25 protein-coding genes are annotated in these 19,590 nt (G+C 55.6%); 2 read left to right on the top strand and 23 right to left on the bottom strand.

Annotated features, from left to right (window positions below):
• Positions 1 to 551 precede the first annotated feature (551 nt).
• From glmS to C7445_RS12065, 5 genes are all read right to left on the bottom strand, one after another.
• Positions 552 to 2,381: a glutamine--fructose-6-phosphate transaminase (isomerizing) gene (gene glmS, locus C7445_RS12085; protein WP_134160651.1), complete on the bottom strand. Its 1,830-nt coding sequence runs from the start codon at positions 2,379 to 2,381 to the stop codon at positions 552 to 554.
• Between the two features lie 320 nt (positions 2,382 to 2,701).
• Positions 2,702 to 4,042: a phosphoglucosamine mutase gene (gene glmM, locus C7445_RS12080; protein WP_134160649.1), complete on the bottom strand. Its 1,341-nt coding sequence runs from the start codon at positions 4,040 to 4,042 to the stop codon at positions 2,702 to 2,704.
• A 63-nt stretch (positions 4,043 to 4,105) separates the two neighbouring features.
• Positions 4,106 to 5,308, bottom strand: a complete 1,203-nt coding sequence (locus tag C7445_RS12075) for a CdaR family protein (RefSeq protein ID WP_134160647.1) — start codon at positions 5,306 to 5,308, stop codon at positions 4,106 to 4,108.
• On the bottom strand, positions 5,305 to 6,126 hold the full coding sequence (gene cdaA / locus C7445_RS12070; protein ID WP_134160645.1) for a diadenylate cyclase CdaA: 822 nt from the start codon (positions 6,124 to 6,126) through the stop codon (positions 5,305 to 5,307). Before cdaA ends, C7445_RS12075 begins: the two co-directional genes overlap by 4 nt.
• A gap of 82 nt (positions 6,127 to 6,208) precedes the next feature.
• Positions 6,209 to 6,901 (bottom strand): SGNH/GDSL hydrolase family protein, encoded by a 693-nt coding sequence (locus C7445_RS12065; RefSeq protein WP_134160644.1) that lies wholly within the window; start codon positions 6,899 to 6,901, stop codon positions 6,209 to 6,211.
• 224 nt (positions 6,902 to 7,125) lie between these two features.
• Between C7445_RS12065 and pdaB the strand changes: the two genes are divergently transcribed.
• Together pdaB and gerD are read left to right on the top strand one after the other, a co-directional pair.
• Positions 7,126 to 7,857: a polysaccharide deacetylase family sporulation protein PdaB gene (pdaB, locus tag C7445_RS12060; protein WP_134160642.1), complete on the top strand. Its 732-nt coding sequence runs from the start codon at positions 7,126 to 7,128 to the stop codon at positions 7,855 to 7,857.
• 77 nt (positions 7,858 to 7,934) lie between these two features.
• Entirely contained in the window at positions 7,935 to 8,600 is a 666-nt protein-coding gene (gene gerD / locus C7445_RS12055; protein WP_134160640.1) for a spore germination lipoprotein GerD, read from the top strand.
• A gap of 77 nt (positions 8,601 to 8,677) precedes the next feature.
• Here gerD and C7445_RS12050 read toward each other — a convergent pair whose 3' ends face one another.
• The 18 genes from C7445_RS12050 to rpmD form a co-directional block, all read right to left on the bottom strand.
• Positions 8,678 to 9,778, bottom strand: coding sequence for an Mrp/NBP35 family ATP-binding protein (locus C7445_RS12050; RefSeq protein WP_134160638.1), 1,101 nt, complete (start codon positions 9,776 to 9,778; stop codon positions 8,678 to 8,680).
• Positions 9,779 to 9,840: 62 nt separating this feature from the next.
• The gene (locus C7445_RS12045; protein ID WP_243835165.1) at positions 9,841 to 10,320 is read right to left on the bottom strand and encodes a hypothetical protein; all 480 of its coding nucleotides are present in this window, start codon (positions 10,318 to 10,320) and stop codon (positions 9,841 to 9,843) included.
• Positions 10,321 to 10,341: 21 nt separating this feature from the next.
• Complete coding sequence (locus C7445_RS12040) at positions 10,342 to 11,106, bottom strand: N-acetylmuramoyl-L-alanine amidase (RefSeq protein ID WP_134160636.1); 765 nt, start codon at positions 11,104 to 11,106, stop codon at positions 10,342 to 10,344.
• A 136-nt stretch (positions 11,107 to 11,242) separates the two neighbouring features.
• Entirely contained in the window at positions 11,243 to 11,635 is a 393-nt protein-coding gene (rpsI, locus tag C7445_RS12035) for a 30S ribosomal protein S9 (RefSeq protein ID WP_040288554.1), read from the bottom strand.
• Between the two features lie 15 nt (positions 11,636 to 11,650).
• Complete coding sequence (gene rplM, locus C7445_RS12030; RefSeq protein ID WP_134160634.1) at positions 11,651 to 12,094, bottom strand: 50S ribosomal protein L13; 444 nt, start codon at positions 12,092 to 12,094, stop codon at positions 11,651 to 11,653.
• Between the two features lie 80 nt (positions 12,095 to 12,174).
• Positions 12,175 to 12,981 carry a tRNA pseudouridine(38-40) synthase TruA gene (gene truA / locus C7445_RS12025; RefSeq protein ID WP_134160632.1) on the bottom strand — a complete coding sequence of 269 codons (807 nt, stop codon included), beginning with the start codon at positions 12,979 to 12,981 and terminating at the stop codon, positions 12,175 to 12,177.
• Entirely contained in the window at positions 12,981 to 13,346 is a 366-nt protein-coding gene (gene rplQ / locus C7445_RS12020; RefSeq protein WP_134160631.1) for a 50S ribosomal protein L17, read from the bottom strand. Before rplQ ends, truA begins: the two co-directional genes overlap by 1 nt.
• 48 nt (positions 13,347 to 13,394) lie before the next feature.
• Entirely contained in the window at positions 13,395 to 14,333 is a 939-nt protein-coding gene (locus tag C7445_RS12015) for a DNA-directed RNA polymerase subunit alpha (protein WP_134160629.1), read from the bottom strand.
• 73 nt (positions 14,334 to 14,406) lie between these two features.
• Positions 14,407 to 15,033 (bottom strand): 30S ribosomal protein S4, encoded by a 627-nt coding sequence (rpsD, locus tag C7445_RS12010; RefSeq protein ID WP_134160627.1) that lies wholly within the window; start codon positions 15,031 to 15,033, stop codon positions 14,407 to 14,409.
• A gap of 124 nt (positions 15,034 to 15,157) precedes the next feature.
• Positions 15,158 to 15,574 carry a 30S ribosomal protein S11 gene (gene rpsK / locus C7445_RS12005; RefSeq protein WP_006445799.1) on the bottom strand — a complete coding sequence of 139 codons (417 nt, stop codon included), beginning with the start codon at positions 15,572 to 15,574 and terminating at the stop codon, positions 15,158 to 15,160.
• 17 nt (positions 15,575 to 15,591) lie between these two features.
• Positions 15,592 to 15,960 carry a 30S ribosomal protein S13 gene (rpsM, locus tag C7445_RS12000; protein WP_134160625.1) on the bottom strand — a complete coding sequence of 123 codons (369 nt, stop codon included), beginning with the start codon at positions 15,958 to 15,960 and terminating at the stop codon, positions 15,592 to 15,594.
• Between the two features lie 235 nt (positions 15,961 to 16,195).
• On the bottom strand, positions 16,196 to 16,309 hold the full coding sequence (gene rpmJ / locus C7445_RS11995) for a 50S ribosomal protein L36 (protein WP_008339738.1): 114 nt from the start codon (positions 16,307 to 16,309) through the stop codon (positions 16,196 to 16,198).
• 61 nt (positions 16,310 to 16,370) lie between these two features.
• On the bottom strand, positions 16,371 to 16,589 hold the full coding sequence (infA, locus tag C7445_RS11990; RefSeq protein ID WP_006445797.1) for a translation initiation factor IF-1: 219 nt from the start codon (positions 16,587 to 16,589) through the stop codon (positions 16,371 to 16,373).
• On the bottom strand, positions 16,576 to 16,911 hold the full coding sequence (locus C7445_RS11985) for a KOW domain-containing RNA-binding protein (RefSeq protein ID WP_134160623.1): 336 nt from the start codon (positions 16,909 to 16,911) through the stop codon (positions 16,576 to 16,578). The genes infA and C7445_RS11985 overlap by 14 nt, the downstream gene beginning before the upstream one ends.
• Positions 16,912 to 16,922: 11 nt before the next feature.
• The gene (locus C7445_RS11980; protein WP_134160621.1) at positions 16,923 to 17,573 is read right to left on the bottom strand and encodes an adenylate kinase; all 651 of its coding nucleotides are present in this window, start codon (positions 17,571 to 17,573) and stop codon (positions 16,923 to 16,925) included.
• A gap of 61 nt (positions 17,574 to 17,634) precedes the next feature.
• Positions 17,635 to 18,930 (bottom strand): preprotein translocase subunit SecY, encoded by a 1,296-nt coding sequence (gene secY, locus C7445_RS11975; protein ID WP_134160619.1) that lies wholly within the window; start codon positions 18,928 to 18,930, stop codon positions 17,635 to 17,637.
• 1 nt (position 18,931) lies between these two features.
• On the bottom strand, positions 18,932 to 19,375 hold the full coding sequence (gene rplO / locus C7445_RS11970) for a 50S ribosomal protein L15 (RefSeq protein WP_134160617.1): 444 nt from the start codon (positions 19,373 to 19,375) through the stop codon (positions 18,932 to 18,934).
• Between the two features lie 22 nt (positions 19,376 to 19,397).
• The gene (gene rpmD, locus C7445_RS11965) at positions 19,398 to 19,586 is read right to left on the bottom strand and encodes a 50S ribosomal protein L30 (protein WP_134160615.1); all 189 of its coding nucleotides are present in this window, start codon (positions 19,584 to 19,586) and stop codon (positions 19,398 to 19,400) included.
• Between the last annotated feature and the right edge of the window lie 4 nt (positions 19,587 to 19,590).

Raw genomic sequence — 19,590 nt, 5'->3', positions numbered from 1 at the left:
CGGGCGCAGATATCTCGATATGGAGGCGTATTGGGCATGGAGAGAACAGCAAGCATCATTCGCACAAACTGCAAAGGTGCACACGCTACGGGGATTACGGGAGGAGCTGTGGTGAGGTGAACACCGCAGGTGAAGGCTTTGCCCCTTCGTTCCTTATCATCGACCGGCGAAGCGCCTCTTGATGGAGCGACGACGGGACATATTTGATTTGCCGAGGCAAAGCCGTCAAAGGCGGCACGTCGAAACTCAGCACATTCTACATGTAGGGGCAATTTACACACAAATTCGGACTTGACCCATTTTTGATCGGGCATGGTCGATAAATCCTTGATTTGTCGGGCTTTTTCGCGTCTAACCCCTTCCGAACTTTACCCTGTCTTTTTCCCCCGCCAATCGCTCTCAGGCATTAAAAAACACGGGCGAATCCAGGCTTTTGACCCGAATCCACCCGTGCTCTACGGAACAACTTATTTTACTCAGGGAAGAACTTATTTTGCGGAGGGAAGAACCTCATTTTGCGAAGATAACATAACTCCAAGCAGTCCTCGGCCTTACTCGACCGTCACACTCTTAGCCAAATTACGTGGCTTGTCGACGTCATTTCCGCGAGCCACTGCCGAATAGTAGGCGAGTAACTGGAGTGGAATCACAGCTGCCATCGGCGCAAGCGCAGGTAGCGTCTTCGGCAGATAAATGACTTCATCAACCGCTTTCTCCAAGTCCTCGTTGCCTACCCAAGTGAGCGCCAGCACGAACGCCCCACGCGCTTTCACCTCAACGATGTTGCTCACCGTCTTCTCATATAAATCAGGCTGCATCGCGATCGCGACGACGGGCACGCCATCCGTAATCAACGCCAGTGTGCCGTGCTTGAGTTCGCCAGCTGCGTAGGCCTCGGCGTGAATATAGGAGATTTCCTTCAGCTTGAGCGCACCTTCAAGCGATACCGCATAATCGATGCCCCGGCCAATGAAGAATGTGTCGTGCGCATGCGCATAACGCTGCGCAAACGACTCAATTTGCGGCGCTGTGTCGAGCACTGCTTCCACGATCTGCGGCAGGTTATCCAAAGCCGTGATCATTTCGCGCGCCGCTGCATCCCCCAACTCGCCGCGTACCTGGCCAAAATGCACCGCGAGCAGGTACAAAGCGGCAAGCTGCGTCGTGTATGCCTTGGTCGATGCAACCGCGATTTCCGGCCCAGCCCATGTGACGATCACGCTATCCGCTTCGCGCGCCGCCGAACTGCCGACGACGTTCGTGATGGCCAGCACAGGCAAGCCACGCTTCTTCATTTCACGCATCGCCGCAAGCGTGTCGGCCGTCTCACCCGACTGTGTGATCGCAATGATGAGTGTGTTCTCCGTCGCGATTGGATTTGCATACCGATACTCCGATGCGATCTCGACGTCAACCGGAATGCGGGCAAACTGTTCGATCGCAACTTTGCCGACGAGGCCCGCGTGCCACGATGTCCCGCACGCGACAATGTGAATGCGATCCATGTTGCGTATTTGCTCCTCGTCGAGTCCCAGTTCCGACAACGTCACCCGACTCAGATCCTCCGCCACTCGGCCACGCAACGTGTCGCGCACCGCCTTCGGCTGTTCATGAATCTCTTTCAGCATAAAGTGCGGATAGCCTCCGCGCTCGGCGCTTACCGCGTCCCACGTGACGCGATACACCTCTTTGCTGACAGGTTCACCGTCCAACGTAAAGCACTCGACGCCTTCGCGCCGAAGGATAGCCATTTCTCCGTCTTCCATTACGTAAATGTCGCGCGTGTATTCGAGAATCGCTGGGATATCGGAGGCGACAAAGTTCTCGTTGCTGCCAAGGCCAATGATCATCGGGCTTGCCTTGCGGATCGCGACAATCTCATCAGGGTGGTCTTTCGCGATCACGACGAGTGCATACGCACCGCGAATACGTTTGCCGACAGCGATCATCGTCTGAAAAAGATCGCCGTTATACATTTCTTCAATCAGGTGTGCCACGACTTCCGTATCCGTCTCAGAGCGAAATTCGTGACCAGCTGCTAGCAATTCTTCCCGTAAAGACAGGTAGTTTTCAACGATGCCATTGTGCACAATCGCGAACCTGCCACTGCAGTCCTGGTGCGGATGTGCATTTTCGTCCGAAGGTTTGCCGTGCGTCGCCCAACGCGTGTGCCCAATTGCCGCCTGGCCAACGACAGGGCTGTTGGCGAGCTTCGCTTCCAGATTCGCAAGCCGCCCGACAGACTTCACGACCTTGATATTGCCGTTGTCAATGGCTGCAACGCCCGCAGAATCATAACCGCGATACTCGAGTTTCGCCAACCCCCCGACGACGACATCTTTCACGTTCCTCGGGCCGATATAGCCGACAATCCCACACATGAATAGTCATATCCTCCTTAGCCGATCTGCCCGCCCTTGTCGCATCGGTCACCCGATGGTTTTCAGGCTTCGCTTGCGGCGTGATCGGAAAACGCCGGGAGGCACCCGCCGAATGGTTCGCCAACCTCCTCCGCGTCAACTGCCCCCGCGCACGCGCGGACACAGTCCAGGCGCTGATTCAGCATGCTCCTGCGTGCAAGATTCACAGGTGCATACAACACTTTACTCGCCTAACTCCAATGTGCTACTTGCCGTCTCCACATTCCCCCTTTCAGGGTAAAGGGATGCGGAGGGCCGCTGCCCAGCCCCCACGGACAAATTCAAACGCCAAGCTCTGCTTGGACGACTTTGACGATCTCGCCGCAGACTTTGCGCAGCAGTTTATCATCCGGCCCTTCCACCATAACGCGCACCAACTGTTCCGTTCCAGACTCGCGCACCAAGACGCGCCCGCTCTCGCCCAGCGCCTCTTCTGCCGCCCGCAAGGCCCTCTGAATCGCTTCGTTCTCGCGCCAAGCGCGCTTGTCACGAACTTGAACGTTCTCCAACAACTGTGGGTAGCGTTTCATCACCTGACGCAACTGCGAGAGTGGCTGTTGCGATTCGACCATGACCTGCACCAATTGCACGGCCGTCAAAATGCCGTCGCCGGTCGTCGTGTGATTGAGAAAAATAATATGGCCGCTCTGTTCGCCACCAAGCACCGCGTTGTCTTCGCGCATGCGTTCCATGACATAGCGATCGCCAACTGCCGTGCGGAGCACTTCAATACCTTCGCCTTCCATCGCCTTGACGAAGCCTAGATTGCTCATCACAGTTGCGACCAGCTTGTTCCCTTGAAGAAGGCCCTTTGCCTTCATCGCACGTGCGCAGATAGCCATAATAAAATCGCCATCGATCACTTCGCCACTCGCATCGACTGCAATCAGTCTGTCTGCATCTCCATCAAATGACAGCCCGACATCTGCGCCGTGCGCGAGAACGGCCCGCTGGACAATATGCGGATGCGTCGATCCGCAGCCCACGTTGATGTTAACACCATCAGGCGTCGCATGAATCACGGTCACGGTGGCGCCTAACCTGCGAAACACTTCTGGCGCGATGGCCGAAGCTGCTCCGTTCGCGCAGTCGAGAACGATGTGCAAACCATCGAAGCGCACCTGAACCGTGCTTAGCAAAAAGCGAATATAGGTTTCCACGGCTGGTTCATCGTACATGCGGCCAATCTTGTCGCCCGTTGGCCGCGGCAAATCCCGGGCACCATCCTCCAACAACTGCTCGATCCGATCCTCCGTCTCATCGAGCAACTTGAAGCCGTCGCCCCCGAAAAATTTGATACCGTTGTCGGCCACCGGGTTGTGCGAAGCTGAAATCATGACACCGGCATCCGCACGCAGATGTTTGGTCAAGTAGGCCACGCCGGGCGTACTGATCACACCAAGGCGCAGTGCATCAACACCCATGGATAGAATACCGCTGACCAAGGCTGTTTCAAGCATATCGCCGGAAATGCGAGTGTCCTTGCCAACGACGATCCGCGCTCCAGGCCGGCGGCTGGTCAAAACATATGCGCCCGCGCGGCCAAGGCGAAACGCGAGCTCTGGTGTCAACTCGCTATTCGCAACGCCACGGACGCCATCTGTGCCAAACAAACGTCCCAACGACCATACGCTCCTCTCTCATGACCTCAACATTGTGCCATAGAACGGTTGGCCTGCAAAGACTCACTGTATGGCAACCTCTACCGAGCGAGCCGACAAGCTCACGACTTCGACATATCCCGGCACATGCATTTGTATCGGCAGCGACACGGTTCCAGACTTCGCCTTGCTCACGTCGACATAGGCATAGACCTGTGTGGGATTTTGCGCGATCGCGTGTAAGACGCTCTCCGGGCCGCTGAGCACCGCATCGACGGTGGTTGGTCCAGTCAACGACGCCTGATTGCCACCTTGCACTCGAATGGGGAGGTTCTGCAACGGCAGCGTGATGGACGGCTCCACTTGCACGACGGCGGTCACCGAACTCGGAGAGACACTGGTCATACCTTGCATCAGCGGAATGGGTACAGATACGGTCGCAGTGTGCGATAGATTGTTGACATCGACTGGCACGCTTAACCCGCCTTTCGGAAGCTGAGCGGACGACAGCCCCACTTCTGTCACCTGTGTCGTCGCGAGCGTCACTCCAGCCACCGCATAGCCTGGCGCAGGCGTCCCGGTGACAACAGGAGTGAGATCAACCGCTTGGGTCGACGCGGCAATGGGCACAGTCACCGAAATGGAAACAGGGTCCACACTGACCGACTGTACCACGCGCCCAGACGCATCCACGGGTTCCAGCTGAACCACTTTCGTCGTCGTTTGACTCAGACCACTGACGTCGATCGTGCCGACAAGATGTGCAACGGATTGCACCGCTGATGCAGCGCCGCTGATATCCGCCGTGATCGTACCCGGATCGAATCGGCCAAGCGTATAGCCTGATTGGGGCGTGCCGATGATCTGCAATGATACCGATCGCTGCACGGTTTGCTTCTGTTCCAGGACGACGGTCACAGTCGCTGGGGAAATGCTGTACGAGCGAATGCCGTTAGGCATGTCGATAGCGGCTACGTGCAAAGTTTCCGTGCCCGGTCCGAGTCCTTGGGCATTGGCTACCAATTGTGCTCTCAGCATATCCGCAGGAAGTGAAGGCACCCGGAGTAAACTGGTCGTCACCCGTACCGTCGCAGTGGGCTGCGGTGAAGTAACAACCATATTGTTGCTTGTTTCAATGTGGATCGAAAGCGGATAGGTCTGCGTGACACCACCCTTATCTTGGTTCGATCCACCTTGCGGCGCATGCACCGCCAGCCATAAAATGCATGCGAGTACAAGTGCAAGGATGCGAAGTGCGGTGGTATTTCGCAAAAACCGGTCCATCATCGCGACTCCGCCTTTCTGCTCCAAAACGAAAGCGCACTGTTCCGCCGCGGCACGAGCAGCTCTGTCAACAACTCCTTCAAGGCGCCTTCATCCAAGTGACTGTGTAGGACGCCGTCGACACCCACCGAAACGCCTCCCGTTTCCTCCGAGACAATCACGGCCACACCATCCGATTGCTCGGTGATACCAATGCCAGCGCGATGGCGTGTACCAAGCTGCTTGTCCAGCGAACGGTTTTCCGTCAACGGCAAAAAGCACCCCGCCGCCACAATCTGCATGCCGCGAACAATCACTGCTCCATCGTGCAAAGGCGTGTTTGGAATAAACAGATTGATGAGAAGTTCAGAACTGAGACGCGCCTCAAGCGTCGTACCCGTCTCAATATATTCGTTCAAACCGGTCTGCCGCTCGATGACCATGAGCGCACCCGTCCTCGTCTTGGCCAGAACTTGCGCCGCTTTGACAATCTCATTCACGGTCTGCACCATGTGGTCATTATCCTGCTGCAACAAATTGAGGTTCCACAGACCGCCGCGCCCGAGTTGTTCGAGCGCGCGGCGAAGCTCAGGCTGAAAGACGACCGGGATCGCAAACAGGCCGATCTCGATGATTTTATTCAGCAGCCAATTGGATGCGGAGAGATTGAGAAGACTGCTCACCATCGTCACAACCATGACGATGATCACGCCTTTGAGCAGTTGCACCGCTCGCGTACCGCGGATCAGCAACAGGAGATAGTAGATCATAAAGGCGACAAAGACGATGTCAATCACGTCTTTAAACCCGAAACCGCGGATTGCCGAGAGCCATGCGTCCATAACCATCCACCCAACGATCGGGGATTCTCCTACCCATTGTTTCCTACAAGCAGGAGCGAGTCAAGTCCATTCCCGATTTGAGTCAAGCGCGCCGTGTTTGCCGGTTCAGGCGCCGTCGCTGTGCCTTCGCCCGCGCTCGTGCCCGAGCGCGTTGCAATGCTCGATAAAACGCCTGATACAGCGCGTGGTGACCGGCATCCGTTGGATGAATTGGATTGCGGAAGAGGCGAATGTCGCGGAATAGCCCATTTCGATAGTTCTCCACATAATCGGACTCGCGGCCGCGGAATGACTTTTGCGATTCCACCAATACCAATCCGTTGCGCGCAGCGACCGTGCGCAACATGTCGTTGTACTGATTTGTGATCTGTTCCGCCAGCGCGAAGTTGGGAAACGGATTATACAACGTGGCGAGCGCGAAGGTATTGTACGAGCGGTTCGCACACTCGACGATTTCCTCGATTTCCTCGCGCGATCGCTCACAGACCTGGGCGATTCGGTCCGCGTTGCCGGTCAACAAGAACGGAGCCGACTTTAACAAATCATTTCCGCCAATCATCAACGTGACGATCTCGGCCTCATCGAAGATGCACGCCGGCAACTCACGCAGGGAACGGTTCAACTGACGCGATGTCCATCCAGGCTTCGCCTGCACGTGCAAGGTCGCACGCACGTTTCGTGCAAACTGTTTCTGCAGGAGTTTCGCGAAACTGTGCTCGGGCGTCGTGGCGCCGTATCCATATGTAATGGAATCTCCGAGCGCAAGCATGAGCATTGGTAACCCCCCCAGCATCGTGTACTGATGTAAGCTATGGGCTTAAGCTCGAAGTGGTCACAAGAGTCGCCCAGAAAATACGCTCCTTCATGCGCACATCAATCCCTTCAGCAGAGGTCATCCTATGCCAGTTGCTGCCCGCCCCGTCCTGTAGGAGCAACGCAGTATACCCATTGCGATGTGTGCAAACACTTTCCACAGAATTAAAGGAGGTTGAACTGCAGATGAAATCCATTCGACGCTGGCTGATGAGCGCCGTGGCGGCGTGCCTTATCGTGTGTGGCTGCGGTGTCGGCACCCAGGTTTCTGCGGCAACACAGCCGAATCAACCGAAGGCCATCTACAAAGTGGATACAAAAGAGAAGGTTGTCGCTTTAACCTTTGATATCTCATGGGGTAACAAGGTACCGGATCCTGTCCTGGACGTTCTCAAAAAGCAGAATGTCAAGAAAGCGACATTCTTTCTGAGCGGCCCTTGGACACTCCATCACCCCGACATTGCGAAGAAAATCAAGGACATGGGATACGAGATTGGAAACCACGGCAACTTGCATAAGGACTTCTCCAATTACCCCGACAGCTGGATTCGCGAGCAAGTCGCGTTATCCGAAAAGTCGATCTACCAAGTGACTGGCGTTAAGACCAAGCTGATTCGCACGCCAAACGGCGATTTCAATCCACGCGTTTTGCGTTGCCTCAACAACATGGGATATACGGTGATTCAGTGGAACACCGACTCGCTTGACTGGAAAAACCCAGGCGTGCAGAACATCGTCAATCGCGTGACCAAGCGCGCTGTCCCTGGAGATATTATTTTGATGCATGCAAGTGACTCGTCCAAGCAGATTGTCGAGGCACTTCCGCAAATCATCGCGCAACTGCGCAGCCAGGGTTACCAGTTCGTCACCGTTTCAGAATTGTTGGCTGGGGCAAAGGTCTCGTCGAACGTCCGCTGATCAGACAGAATTCATGGATAGCCCGGCGATGCACGTCACATACTGACTGTACAAACCTGTCGCGGGGAGGGGCTGCCGTGAGCGGAAAAGCTGTGCGCTTGGCCGGAATCGGGCTGTGCGCCCTGATTGCAACTGGATGCGGTATCACCAATGCGGGCGCCGACGTCAGTGGTGCAGCTGATGGCGGCGGCAACTATAGTCAAACCAAACAGATGGTCGTCGATATTCTGAACTCCAAAGAAGGCCAACAAGCGCTTCTCGATACATTGAAAAATCCCGAGTTCAAAAACCAGTTGATCGCTTCACCAGACGATGTCAAGCAAGCACTGACCCAGTTCATTCAGTCTCAGCAGAGCCAAACGTTTTTGACGGAAGCTGCTAAAGATCCTACATTTGCGGCGGCGCTTGCAAAAGCCGCTCAACCGGAATTGAAATCCACGGTACAGAACTTGATGAAAGATCCGAGCTTCCAACAAGACATGCTGGTGCTGTTGCAATCGGATGATTTTACTAAAAACCTGCAGACGATGATGCAAGGACCGCAATTTCGATCCGATTTGCAAAAGGTCATCCTGCAAACGATGACGTCGCCGACGTTTCAGGTACAGTTTCAGGAGACCGTACAGCAAGCAGTGCAAAAGGCTATGCAAGCCGGACAAGCGACGGCTGGAGGCGGAGGCGGTAGTGAACAGAATAAATCCGGATCGGAGAAAAGCAGTGAGGGCGAATCGTCTGGAAGTTGAGAATGTGACAAACGGCCGTTTTCGAGAGCAAACATGCCCTCGTGACGGCCGTTTGTGTTGCTGGCATTCCTCCCAGCTTACGATCGAGCCTGCTGCGTTTGCTTGATGCCCATCGCTTCCGCGACGCGGCCTGCAAGCTTGTCGAAGACTTGTCCTTGCAACGAGTCCGACTCAAAAACACCTGTTTTTTGGACGTCGAGATTGGCAATCGGGATCTCGCCTAGCAGCGTTGTGTTCAGTTGCGACGCAACGCGTTCACCGCCGCCCCGTCCAAAGATGTACGCCGGATCTCCGCACGAATCACAGACGTAATAAGCCATATTCTCAACGACACCTATGACCTCATGGTTGGTACGCACACCCATTAGCCCGGCCCGCACCGCGACCTCTGCAGCGGCAGCCTGCGGGGTCGTTACAATCAACTGCTTGCTGTTAGGTAAGAGCGTATGAATGTCGAGTGCGACATCGCCTGTTCCTGGCGGCAAATCGAGCAGGACGAGGTCCACGTCCCCCCAGTGGACCTGGCCAAAAAAGCTGCGCAGTGTCTTCCCGAGCATTGGACCGCGCCATACGACGGGCGTGTCTTTGGGGACAAAGAATTGCATCGAAATCACCTTTACACCCTCAACCTGCACCGGCATGATCAAATCCTCAATCGTGGCTGGCTTCTGATCCTGGATGCCAAAGATGGCAGGGATACTAAAGCCGTAAATGTCCGCGTCGATGAGTGCTACCCGCACGCCGCGCCGCGCCAAAGCGACAGCGAGATTCGCGGTCACCGTCGACTTGCCGACACCGCCCTTGCCGGACGCGATCGCGAGAAACTGCGTGCCCCCCCCTTGCAAAAGTGGCGGTAACGACGCCTGCCCGGTAGCTGTGCCAGCGGCTTGACCAACGCTACGAACCTTGGCTGCAAACGCCGCACGTTGTGCATCTGTCATGTGGCTGATGCGAACGTCGACCTGTTCGACCCCCGTGAGCGTCAAAAGCCGCTTTTTCACTTCGTCCTCGATGACATGACTTAGCGGGCAGCCGCGAATGGTTAACAATATTTCAACACTCACCCGACCGCCGTCGATCTCGACAGCCTGTACCATATCCAACTCGACAATGCTTCTATGAACCTCGGGATCCTGCACATCCCGGAGCGCCTCGATCACTTGCTCACGCGTAACCACTCGTGCGACAACCTCCCACTATGCTTGCGCACTACCGAATTCAACACCATCAGTGTACATCATCACGCGGGTGAAACCAAACGTGCGCTTACCACTTCGTAAGCCTCCTTACCACCGATCGCAAGCCAAGAGACGACATATCGCGGTCTTCCCTCGTCCTCACCGACAAACCAAGCGGAATATCCAGGAGGAAGCTTATACGGAGGATTGGTCAAAGGGTATTTCGGCACGGTCCTCGGTGAATCTCCAGAAATGGCAAGTATGGGCAGGAGATCACCCTGCCAGCTCGTAATGGTGACATGCGAGAGTACATGATTGGAGAGATTTTCGACGCGGTATACCGGCCTCCCGTTCCACGTCCAGCCAGTCGCGGATAATTGGAGCGCGGATACGGCGTCCTCGCTCAGAAGAGTTCGTTGGGCTGAATGGGGGCGTTCCACCACATCGGCGGCAAGCGGACCCATCAGGCGGATCGCGGTCCAGAACAACGCGATGAGGATTAGCCAGCGCAACCAGGGCTTTGCTCTACGCCGACGCGCCACATCCCCGCCCCCTTTGACCCTCTACGACTCCTGAGGCGTCTTGCCTACGGATGGATCGCTAAAATACCGAACCAATGCCTGATACATCGCAAATGCTACTTTATCCTGGTACGAACGCGTGCGCATCGCCATGGCCTCCTGCGGGTTTGTGAGGAAACCAATTTCCGCCAGCACCGTTGGGCCGCCGATCCGCTTCAATAGATATAAAGAGCGGTTCGATTCGATCTCCCGTTTGGTCGGTAACAATTCCTCACGGAATTCGTCTTGCATGAGACTCGCGAGCGTCTTCGCGTGATCGTTGGTCGCAAAATAAAGCACTTGCGCACCGTGCCAGTCCGCCGCTGGTGCAGCATTGCAGTGGATCGAGACAAACGCGTCGATCTTCTGTTTTCGTACCACGTTCATGCGCCCTCGCAAGTCGCCCAGATGGCGCCTTCGATTTGCGCGGTCCTCATCCGTGGCGAGATCGACATCGGTAGTCCGCGTGGGTACCACGATCGCGCCCGCCTCGTGCAGGTACGCAATCAAACGTTGTGCGACCGCCAAGGTGATGTCCTTTTCCTGCAGCCCATCCACCCCACGGGCGCCCGAGTCTTTACCCCCATGCCCAGCATCCACCACGATGATCTTCCCGGCAATACCTGAGGGAGCCGTTTCACTGTTGACAGTATGCGCATGTTTGTGAAACCATGCACTCGCCTGCGTCATCGGCACTACCGCAGACGCGGAGATCATGCACGCCATCGCGCCAATCAGCACTGGCAGATGTCTTTGTTTATTGAACATCCTTGTACTCCCTTCGTCAGACATGGTCGCTTTGCTCAGTTTGTGCAGACAAACTCAAAACCATGAACGATAAGGGAACGAAAAAAGCTGCCTGCACGTATTTCATGCAGACAGCTCATAGCCCAATACCATGCAATTAGCGCTTAGAGAACTGCGGCGCCCGACGAGCGGCCTTCAGGCCATATTTCTTACGTTCCTTCATGCGTGCGTCGCGCGTCAACAGCCCCGCCTTCTTCAAGGTTGGACGCAACTCCGGATCTACCTTCAACAACGCGCGCGCGATGCCGTGACGAATGGCGCCAGCCTGTCCCGAGATACCGCCACCGTAAACGTTGGCGTAAACATCATACTGACTGAGCGTCTCCGTCAACAACAGCGGCTGCTTGACAATCAACTTGAGCGTCTCGAGACCAAAATACTCATCCATCGAACGCTTGTTTACCACGATATTGCCGTCGCCCGGGAGAAGACGTACGCGAGCGACAGACGTCTTACGGCGTCCAGTTGCCATGTATTGCAAACGTGCCAAGGTTCTGTCCCTCCTTTATTCCTTCGTACCGGGTACGAGTGGAATCGGTTGCTGAGCTGCATGCGGATGCTCTGGACCCGCATAGACCTTCAGCTTCTTCAACTGAGCGCGGCCAAGGGAGTTGTGCGGCAGCATACCGCGAACAGCGTAATACAACACGCGCTCTGGGTATTTCTGTAGCATGTCCTGAGCTGTTGTCACTTTCAACCCACCTGGATAGCCAGAGTGGCGATAGTACTTCTTGTCTTGCAACTTCTTACCGGTAAACTCGACCTTGTCCGCGTTGATGACGACTACGAAATCTCCCGTATCAACGTGCGGTGTAAATTCAGGTTTATGCTTGCCGCGCAGAATGGACGCGATATGTGTAGCCAAACGGCCCACGCGCCAACCAGCGGCGTCAATGACATACCACTTGCGCTCAACCGCGCCAGGCTTTGCCATGTACGTCGTACGCATTCAGATTCCCTCCGGATCCTCAATTTGACCAACTGGCGTAACGGGGGAGTCAGTGGGTCAAATATACCTGCACAATTTTATTACAAATCTGCTCTTGGATCAACAACTTTTCCGCCATACTCTGGCGGATATTCTACGTTCCAAAGACACAAGCCGTGTGGAGGTGCCGTCTCCCCCGCTTGGCTGCGATCCTTCGCCGCGAGGATCGCCGGTATCCGATCCGCAACCTCGCGTCCCTCGCCCACCTTCACGAGCGTGCCCACGATGATCCGAACCATGTACTGCAAAAAACCGTTTCCTTCGACTTCAATCGCCAATTGGTCGTCTGCCCCAGCAAGGTCGATCCGGTAGATGGTCCGCACCTTGTCTTCCTGTGAAGCTGAACTTGCACAAAACGACGAGAAATCGTGGCGCCCCACCAAGTGCGCCGCCGCCTCTCGCATAGCCGAAAGCGACAATTCCCCGGGAACATGCCAACTGAAACGATACAAAAACAAATTGGGCATCGCACCTCGATACAACGTGTAGCGATACGTTTTACGGACGACGGAAAATCGAGCGTGAAAGTCATTGTCCACCTGATCTGCCCACAGTGGCATCACATCCGCCGGCAAGCGCCTCCGCAACACATGCACCATCCGCTCTGCGGGAGGCCCGTACGGTACATCAAAATGAACGACTTGCGCCCGCGCATGTACGCCCTTATCCGTGCGCCCAGACCCATACACCTCAATGGGCGTGCCAAGCATTCGTGTCAACGTTTCCTCAAGCGTTCCTTGCACCGTTCGAAGACCATCCTGACGGGCAAAGCCGTGAAAACCGGCGCCATCATATGCGATGACGAGGCGAATCCGGTTCCCACGGCTATCACGAATGCTATCGGTCATCAAACGAGTTCGATGACGACCATCGGCGCAGCATCGCCGCGGCGAGGCCCGATCTTGACGATACGCGTGTACCCACCGTTCCGATCCTGGTAACGCTGTGCGATATCGCTGAACAGTTTCTGGATAGCGTCCGGGCCTTCTCCGTTCAGCCCCAACGATTCGCGACGCACATACTGCGCAACCAAACGACGCGCGTGAAGATCTCCACGCTTCGCGAGCGTGATCATCTTCTCCGCGATGGACCGAAGCTCCTTGGCCTTCGCTTCCGTCGTCTGAATCCGCTCGTACAGCACGAGATCCGTCACCAAGCTGCGGAACAGAGCCTTCCGGCTCGACGATGTACGATTTAACTTGCGGTAAGCCATTCCGTTATCCCTCCTTCAATCGTCATCCGTCATCGATCGCGAGCGCAGTCAGTCTTCTTGACGCAGACTCAAACCTAAGCCCTCGAGCTTCTCAATGACTTCCTCGAGCGATTTACGCCCGAGATTTCTCACTTTCATCATCTCTTCTTCGGACTTGGCACACAGTTCAGCAACCGTGTTGATACCAGCCCGCTTCAGGCAGTTGTAAGAACGCACCGACAGGTCGAGTTCCTCAATTGGCATATCAAGGACGCGATCGTTCTGGGCGCTCTCTTTCTCAACCATCATGTCAGTGTCCTTACCACGATCCGTCAGTCCGACGAAAAGCATCAAGTGATCCGTCAGGATTTTCGCACCGACGCTCACCGCCTCGTCGGGCGCGACGCTGCCATCCGTCCACACTTCAAGCGTCAGCTTGTCGTAGTCGGTGACCTGACCCACGCGCGTATTCTCGACAGAGAAGTTGACGCGTGAGATTGGCGAGTACAGCGAGTCGATTGGAATCAGTCCAATTTCCTGTTCTTCCGGCTTGTTGCGATGCGCTGGCACGTATCCACGACCACGGCCGGCACGCAATTCCATGTACACGCGCGCCCCCTCCGTCAAGGTCGCGATATGCAAATCCGGATTCATGATGTCCACATCCGAATCGGCTCGAATGTCCGCAGCAGTGATAACCCCAGGGCGATCGGCGTCGATGACAAGGATCTTCTCTTCGTCGGAATGAATTTTCAGCGAGAGCCGTTTGAGATTGAGAATGATTTCCGTGACATCCTCGACCACACCAGGAATCGTCGCGAACTCGTGAAGGACGCCCTCAATCTTGACGGATCGCACCGCAGCCCCCGGGATGGAGGACAACAGGATGCGCCGCAGTGAATTGCCGAACGTCGTGCCGTAGCCGCGCTCCAGCGGTTCGCATACGAACTTGCCGTAGTCTTCGGTTTGTTCCACAATCTCGATTCGCGGCTTCTCTATTTCAATCATTCCTAATCCTCCTTGGGAGTGGTACTAGTCGACGCTCGGAGCTGACCGGAAGCTGGTCAGCCTGCGCTAAGGGTTACCGCGAATAGTACTCGACGATCATCTGCTCGGCGACCGGCGTGTCGATCTCTTCGCGCTCCGGCTTGCGCAAAACCTTACCGCTCAACTTCTCAACGTCGAGTTGCAGCCATGCCGGGATGGTGCGGTTGCCGATGCTCTCCACCAGTTCCTTGATGCGGCCGTTGTCGCGGCTCTTTTCGCGAATAGCGATCACGTCACCTTCGCGCGCGAGGAACGACGGAATATCGACGCGACGCCCGTTCACTTCGATATGACCATGGCGTACGATCTGACGAGCTTCAGCGCGCGAAGCCGCGAAGCCCAGCCGATAGACGACGTTGTCCAGACGGCTTTCCAACAAGGACAACAACGTCTCACCGGTAACCCCACGACGGCGTGCAGCCTCTTCGTAGTAACGCTCAAACTGGCTTTCCAATACTCCGTAGTAACGGCGAGCCTTTTGCTTCTCGCGCAGCTGGCTGCCATACTCCGAGTTGCGCTTGCGACCTTGTCCATGTTGTCCAGGTGCGTACGGCCGCTTATCGATGGCACACTTTTCACTGAAGCAGCGCTCACCTTTCAGGTACAACTTAATACCCTCGCGGCGGCACAGACGGCACACTGGCCCTGTATATCTTGCCATTCTAGGATTGACACCTCCAATTTCTTGTATACCCGTATCACATAAAACGGCGTGACAAAGCACACCGTAAGAGTTTAACTGTGCCCGAACGGTACACAGGCCCCGGGAGTCCTACACTCGCCGATTAGACACGGCGGCGCTTTGGCGGGCGGCAACCGTTGTGCGGAATCGGTGTGACATCGCGGATACCCGCAACTTCCAAGCCCGCTGCTTGCAGTGCGCGAATCGCAGCCTCACGCCCAGCACCGGGCCCCTTGACCATGACCTCCACCGTTTTCATACCATGTTCCATCGCCGTGCGCGCAGCGGCTTCCGCAGCCATTTGCGCGGCATACGGTGTGCTCTTACGCGAGCCCTTAAAACCGACATTGCCAGCTGACGACCAAGAAATCACAGCACCGCTGGGATCCGTGATGCTGACAATCGTATTGTTGAACGTCGAACGGATATGCGCGACGCCAGCCTCCACATTTTTTCGATCACGACGACGCGGACGCGCTGTGGAGCCCGCCCCACGACGTTGCTTCACTTTCGCCAACAATTACACCCCCTGAAAGATTACTTCTTCTTACCTGCGACGGTACGGCGCGGACCCTTGCGTGTACGAGCATTGGTCTTCGTGCGCTGCCCGCGAACCGGCAAACCACGACGATGACGAATGCCACGATAGCAGCCAATTTCGGTCAGGCGCTTGATGTTCAGCGCGATTTCACGGCGGAGATCGCCCTCAACCTTGTGCGAACGTTCAATTTCATCGCGCAACCGCACGACTTCTTCTTCCGTAAGGTCCTTCACTCGACGGTTCGGATCAATACCGGTCGTCGCCAAAATCTGATTGGCGGTCGTCCGGCCGATGCCAAAAATATAGGTCAATCCGACTTCGACGCGCTTGTCGCGCGGCAAATCGACACCGGCAATACGTGCCATGTAAAGACTCCACCTCCACGTTTGAACTACAGATACATTGTCTTTGGACAAGCCAAAGGCAGACTTTATGGAAACACGAAGACAGTCCCTCTGCACCATCGACAGACGGGCGACAGGCGCACCTCCGGACGTGTACACAAGGAAACAGCCGCGCTGCCTTCGTGATAACACCTAGGAAACGCGATATGTTCTAACAGCACATCTATCAAAAAGCACCGTGCGACAAACCAACGCCTCAGCCTTGGCGTTGTTTGTGCTTCGGATTCTCGCAAATCACCATGACATTGCCTTTACGACGAATCACTTTGCACTTCTCGCACATGGGCTTGACAGAAGGACGCACCTTCATCTGAAACCCTCCTTCACTTGGGGTATCATACCGCATATCAGCGTCGAATGCCAGTCTACGATTACTTGTAGCGGTAGGTAATCCTACCACGCGTCAGATCGTAAGGAGAAAGTTCGACCGTTACGCGATCCCCAGGCAAGATCTTGATATAGTGCATCCGGATCTTCCCGGACACGTGGGCCAGCACTTTATGCCCATTCTCCAATTCAACGCGGAACATCGCGTTTGGCAACGGCTCAATCACCGTGCCCTCGACTTCGATTACATCATCCTTCGCCATGGAACGCCCCTCCTTGATCACGTTGGTTCGCTGCTGCCAGACGTTCTTCCAGAAACATTCTGACCGTGTGACGCAACAACGCATTCGTCACTTTGCCATCGATGCGAAGTTTTTCTTCGACTTCGCTGGCGATGTGCGACAATCGCCGTACGTGGAGGACATTCTTCTTCTTCGGTCTATCGGCACGGCGAACACTTCCGTCCGCGACGAGAATAAAACGATCCTCCAAGTGTCCGATAACCACCGCCACGAGTCCGGCGTCGCGCCCCTGCATCACTTCGACGAGAGAACCAAGAGGCGGCAATTCCCGAGGTACGCTCATCGCTTGAACCCTCACCTCTTGAATGGAGCCAACGCTGCGACAACGTCGGCGTGCACCTTGTCAATCGGCTGCTCGCCGTCGATCTGCCGCAACAAACCCCGCTGATCGTAATACTCGATGAGCGGTGCGGTTTGCTTGAATTGTTCCAGTCTCGTCGCCACCGCTTCTTCTGTGTCGTCTGCACGTTGATACAGCTCACCGCCACACTTGTCGCAGACACCAGCAACCTTCGGCGGTTGAAAGACCGTATGGTACGTCGCACCACACGACTTGCATATGCGGCGCCCGGTCAAACGTTCCTTCAATACGCCAGAATCCACGTGAATGTAGAGCACGACGTCCAATGGGCGATTCAGTTCGCGCAACATCGCGTCCAAGGCACGAGCCTGTTCGAGCGTACGTGGAAATCCGTCGAGCAAAAAACCATCCGCAGCATCCGGTTCTTGCAGACGTTCACGCACGACCGCGATCGTCGTCTCATCTGGCACGAGCCGCCCAGAATCCAGATATGCCTTTAGCTCCAAGCCCAACGGACTACCCGAGGCCACGGTTTTGCGGAACATATCACCAGTCGAAATATGCGGAATGCCATACTCTGACTGAATCCGTTCTGCCTGCGTGCCCTTACCTGCGCCCGGGAGACCCACTAAAATGACCTGCACAAACATCTCCTCCTTGGAATGAGCGATTCAACGCCAACCACCGCCCTGGACAGCGTTCTTCTCACGATTCCCGCAAAAAGCCTCGATACTGGCGCTGCAACAATTGCCCTTCCATCTGCTGCATCGTCTGCAACGCTACGCCGACCAAGATAATCAGCGACGTTCCCTGGATGTTGTAATCGGTCAAGTTGATGGCCCCCAGCAGCAAGAAAGGCAGGATGGAGATTACGCCCAAAAACACCGAACCAAAAACAGTGATTCGATTGATGACCTTGACGATATACATCTCCGTATCGCGCCCCGGACGCACACCCGGAATGAACCCCGCATGCTTCTGCAATTGCTCGGCCAATTGCTGCGGATTGATTTGCACATGCGTGTAGAAGAACGAAAACACGATGATTAAGAGGACTTCCAGAGCCATGTACCAGGCAGTCTGCGGACTGAGGTAGCGAAGGATGAAAGCCGCCCAATGATGCGATTGAAAATACGAGGCTATCGTATATGGCAAAATGAGCAGCGAAACAGCGAAGATTACGGGAATCACGCCGGCTGCAATCACCTTGATGGGAATGTAGGACTGCTGGCCGCTATACACCGTCCGTCCAACAACTCGCTTCGCATACTGGATCGGTACCTTCCGCTCAGCCTGCTGTACCAACACGATGAGCCCAAAGATCACCACGATACCTGCAATCAGGAGCACCGTCTTCAGGATCGCAAGAAACAGGTGATTCGACTGCCCCATGAACCAGCTCGAGTATACCTCCTGCCCGAGGGTCGAGAAGCGCGACAGAATACCGACGAAAATCAGAAGTGAGATGCCGTTGCCTACGCCCTTTTCGGTGATCATTTCACCGAACCACATCAGTAACGTATCACCGGCGGTCAACGTCACAACGATCACGATATACGACCAAACATTGTTCGCACTTGGCAGAAGCAGGCCAGAACGAGCAAACATGTAGGTAAACCCAATCGCCTGTAAGCAGCCCAAGCCGACGGTGAGATACCGCGTCACTTGTGTCAACCGTTGACGGCCCGACTCACCTTCCTTTTGCCACTCCTCGAAACGAGGAATGACGCCGGACTGCAGCAATTGGACGATGATCGACGCCGTAATGTACGGCGTCACACTCATCGCGAAAATCGAGAAGCGATAAAAAGCGCCCCCGGAAAACATGTTTAACAAACTGAACAATGCATTATTGCCCTGTCCAGCATTCAAGGCACTGACATTCATACCGGGTACCGGAATGTAGGTGCCAATCCGATAAACGGCAAGAACCATCAGCGTAAACAAAATCCGATTGCGAAGGTGCTTGAGGCGCCACAGATTCGCAATGGCCTGCAACACGTCAAATCACCTCGACGGTTCCGCCTGCGGCTTCAATCTTCTCCTTCGCCGCAGCCGAAAACGCGTGCGCCTTCACCGTCAACTTCACCTGCAACTCACCGGTGCCAAGAACCTTCAAACCGTCCAAAGACTCGCGGATCAAACGCTGCTCGAGCAACAATTCGGGTGTTACCACCGTATCTGCCGGGAAGTCATTCAAGGCCTCCACGTTCACCGTCGCATATACCTTGGCAAAGCGGCTATTGTTAAATCCGCGCTTCGGAAGGCGGCGGAACAACGGCGTCTGCCCACCTTCAAAGCCGATGCGAACGCCACCGCCGGAACGGGCCCATTGACCCTTATGACCACGTGTAGACGTCTTACCATGACCGGAACTCGTCCCACGGCCCACGCGTTTCTTGCTGCGCCGTGCCCCCGGCTGCGCCTTCAACTCGTGCAACTGCATCTACGTACACCTCCTTCGCGATTTACGCGTCTTGCTCGACCACATCGACCAGATGGCTGATGCGGTTAATCATGCCACGGATGACCGGGGTGTCCTCGCGGACCACCGTCTGCTGCAGCTTGCGCAATCCCAGCGCAGCTGCGGTCTTGCGCTGATTCTCTGGGCGCCCAAAGGGGCTTTTCTTCAGCGTGATCGCCAGCTTTTTTGCCACGTTG

It is taken from the genome of Alicyclobacillus sacchari, from assembly GCF_004366795.1.
Lineage (GTDB): Bacteria > Bacillota > Bacilli > Alicyclobacillales > Alicyclobacillaceae > Alicyclobacillus > Alicyclobacillus sacchari.
The sequence above is the reverse complement of the archived record's forward strand: the minus strand, read 5'-3'. Positions and strand labels throughout refer to the sequence as shown.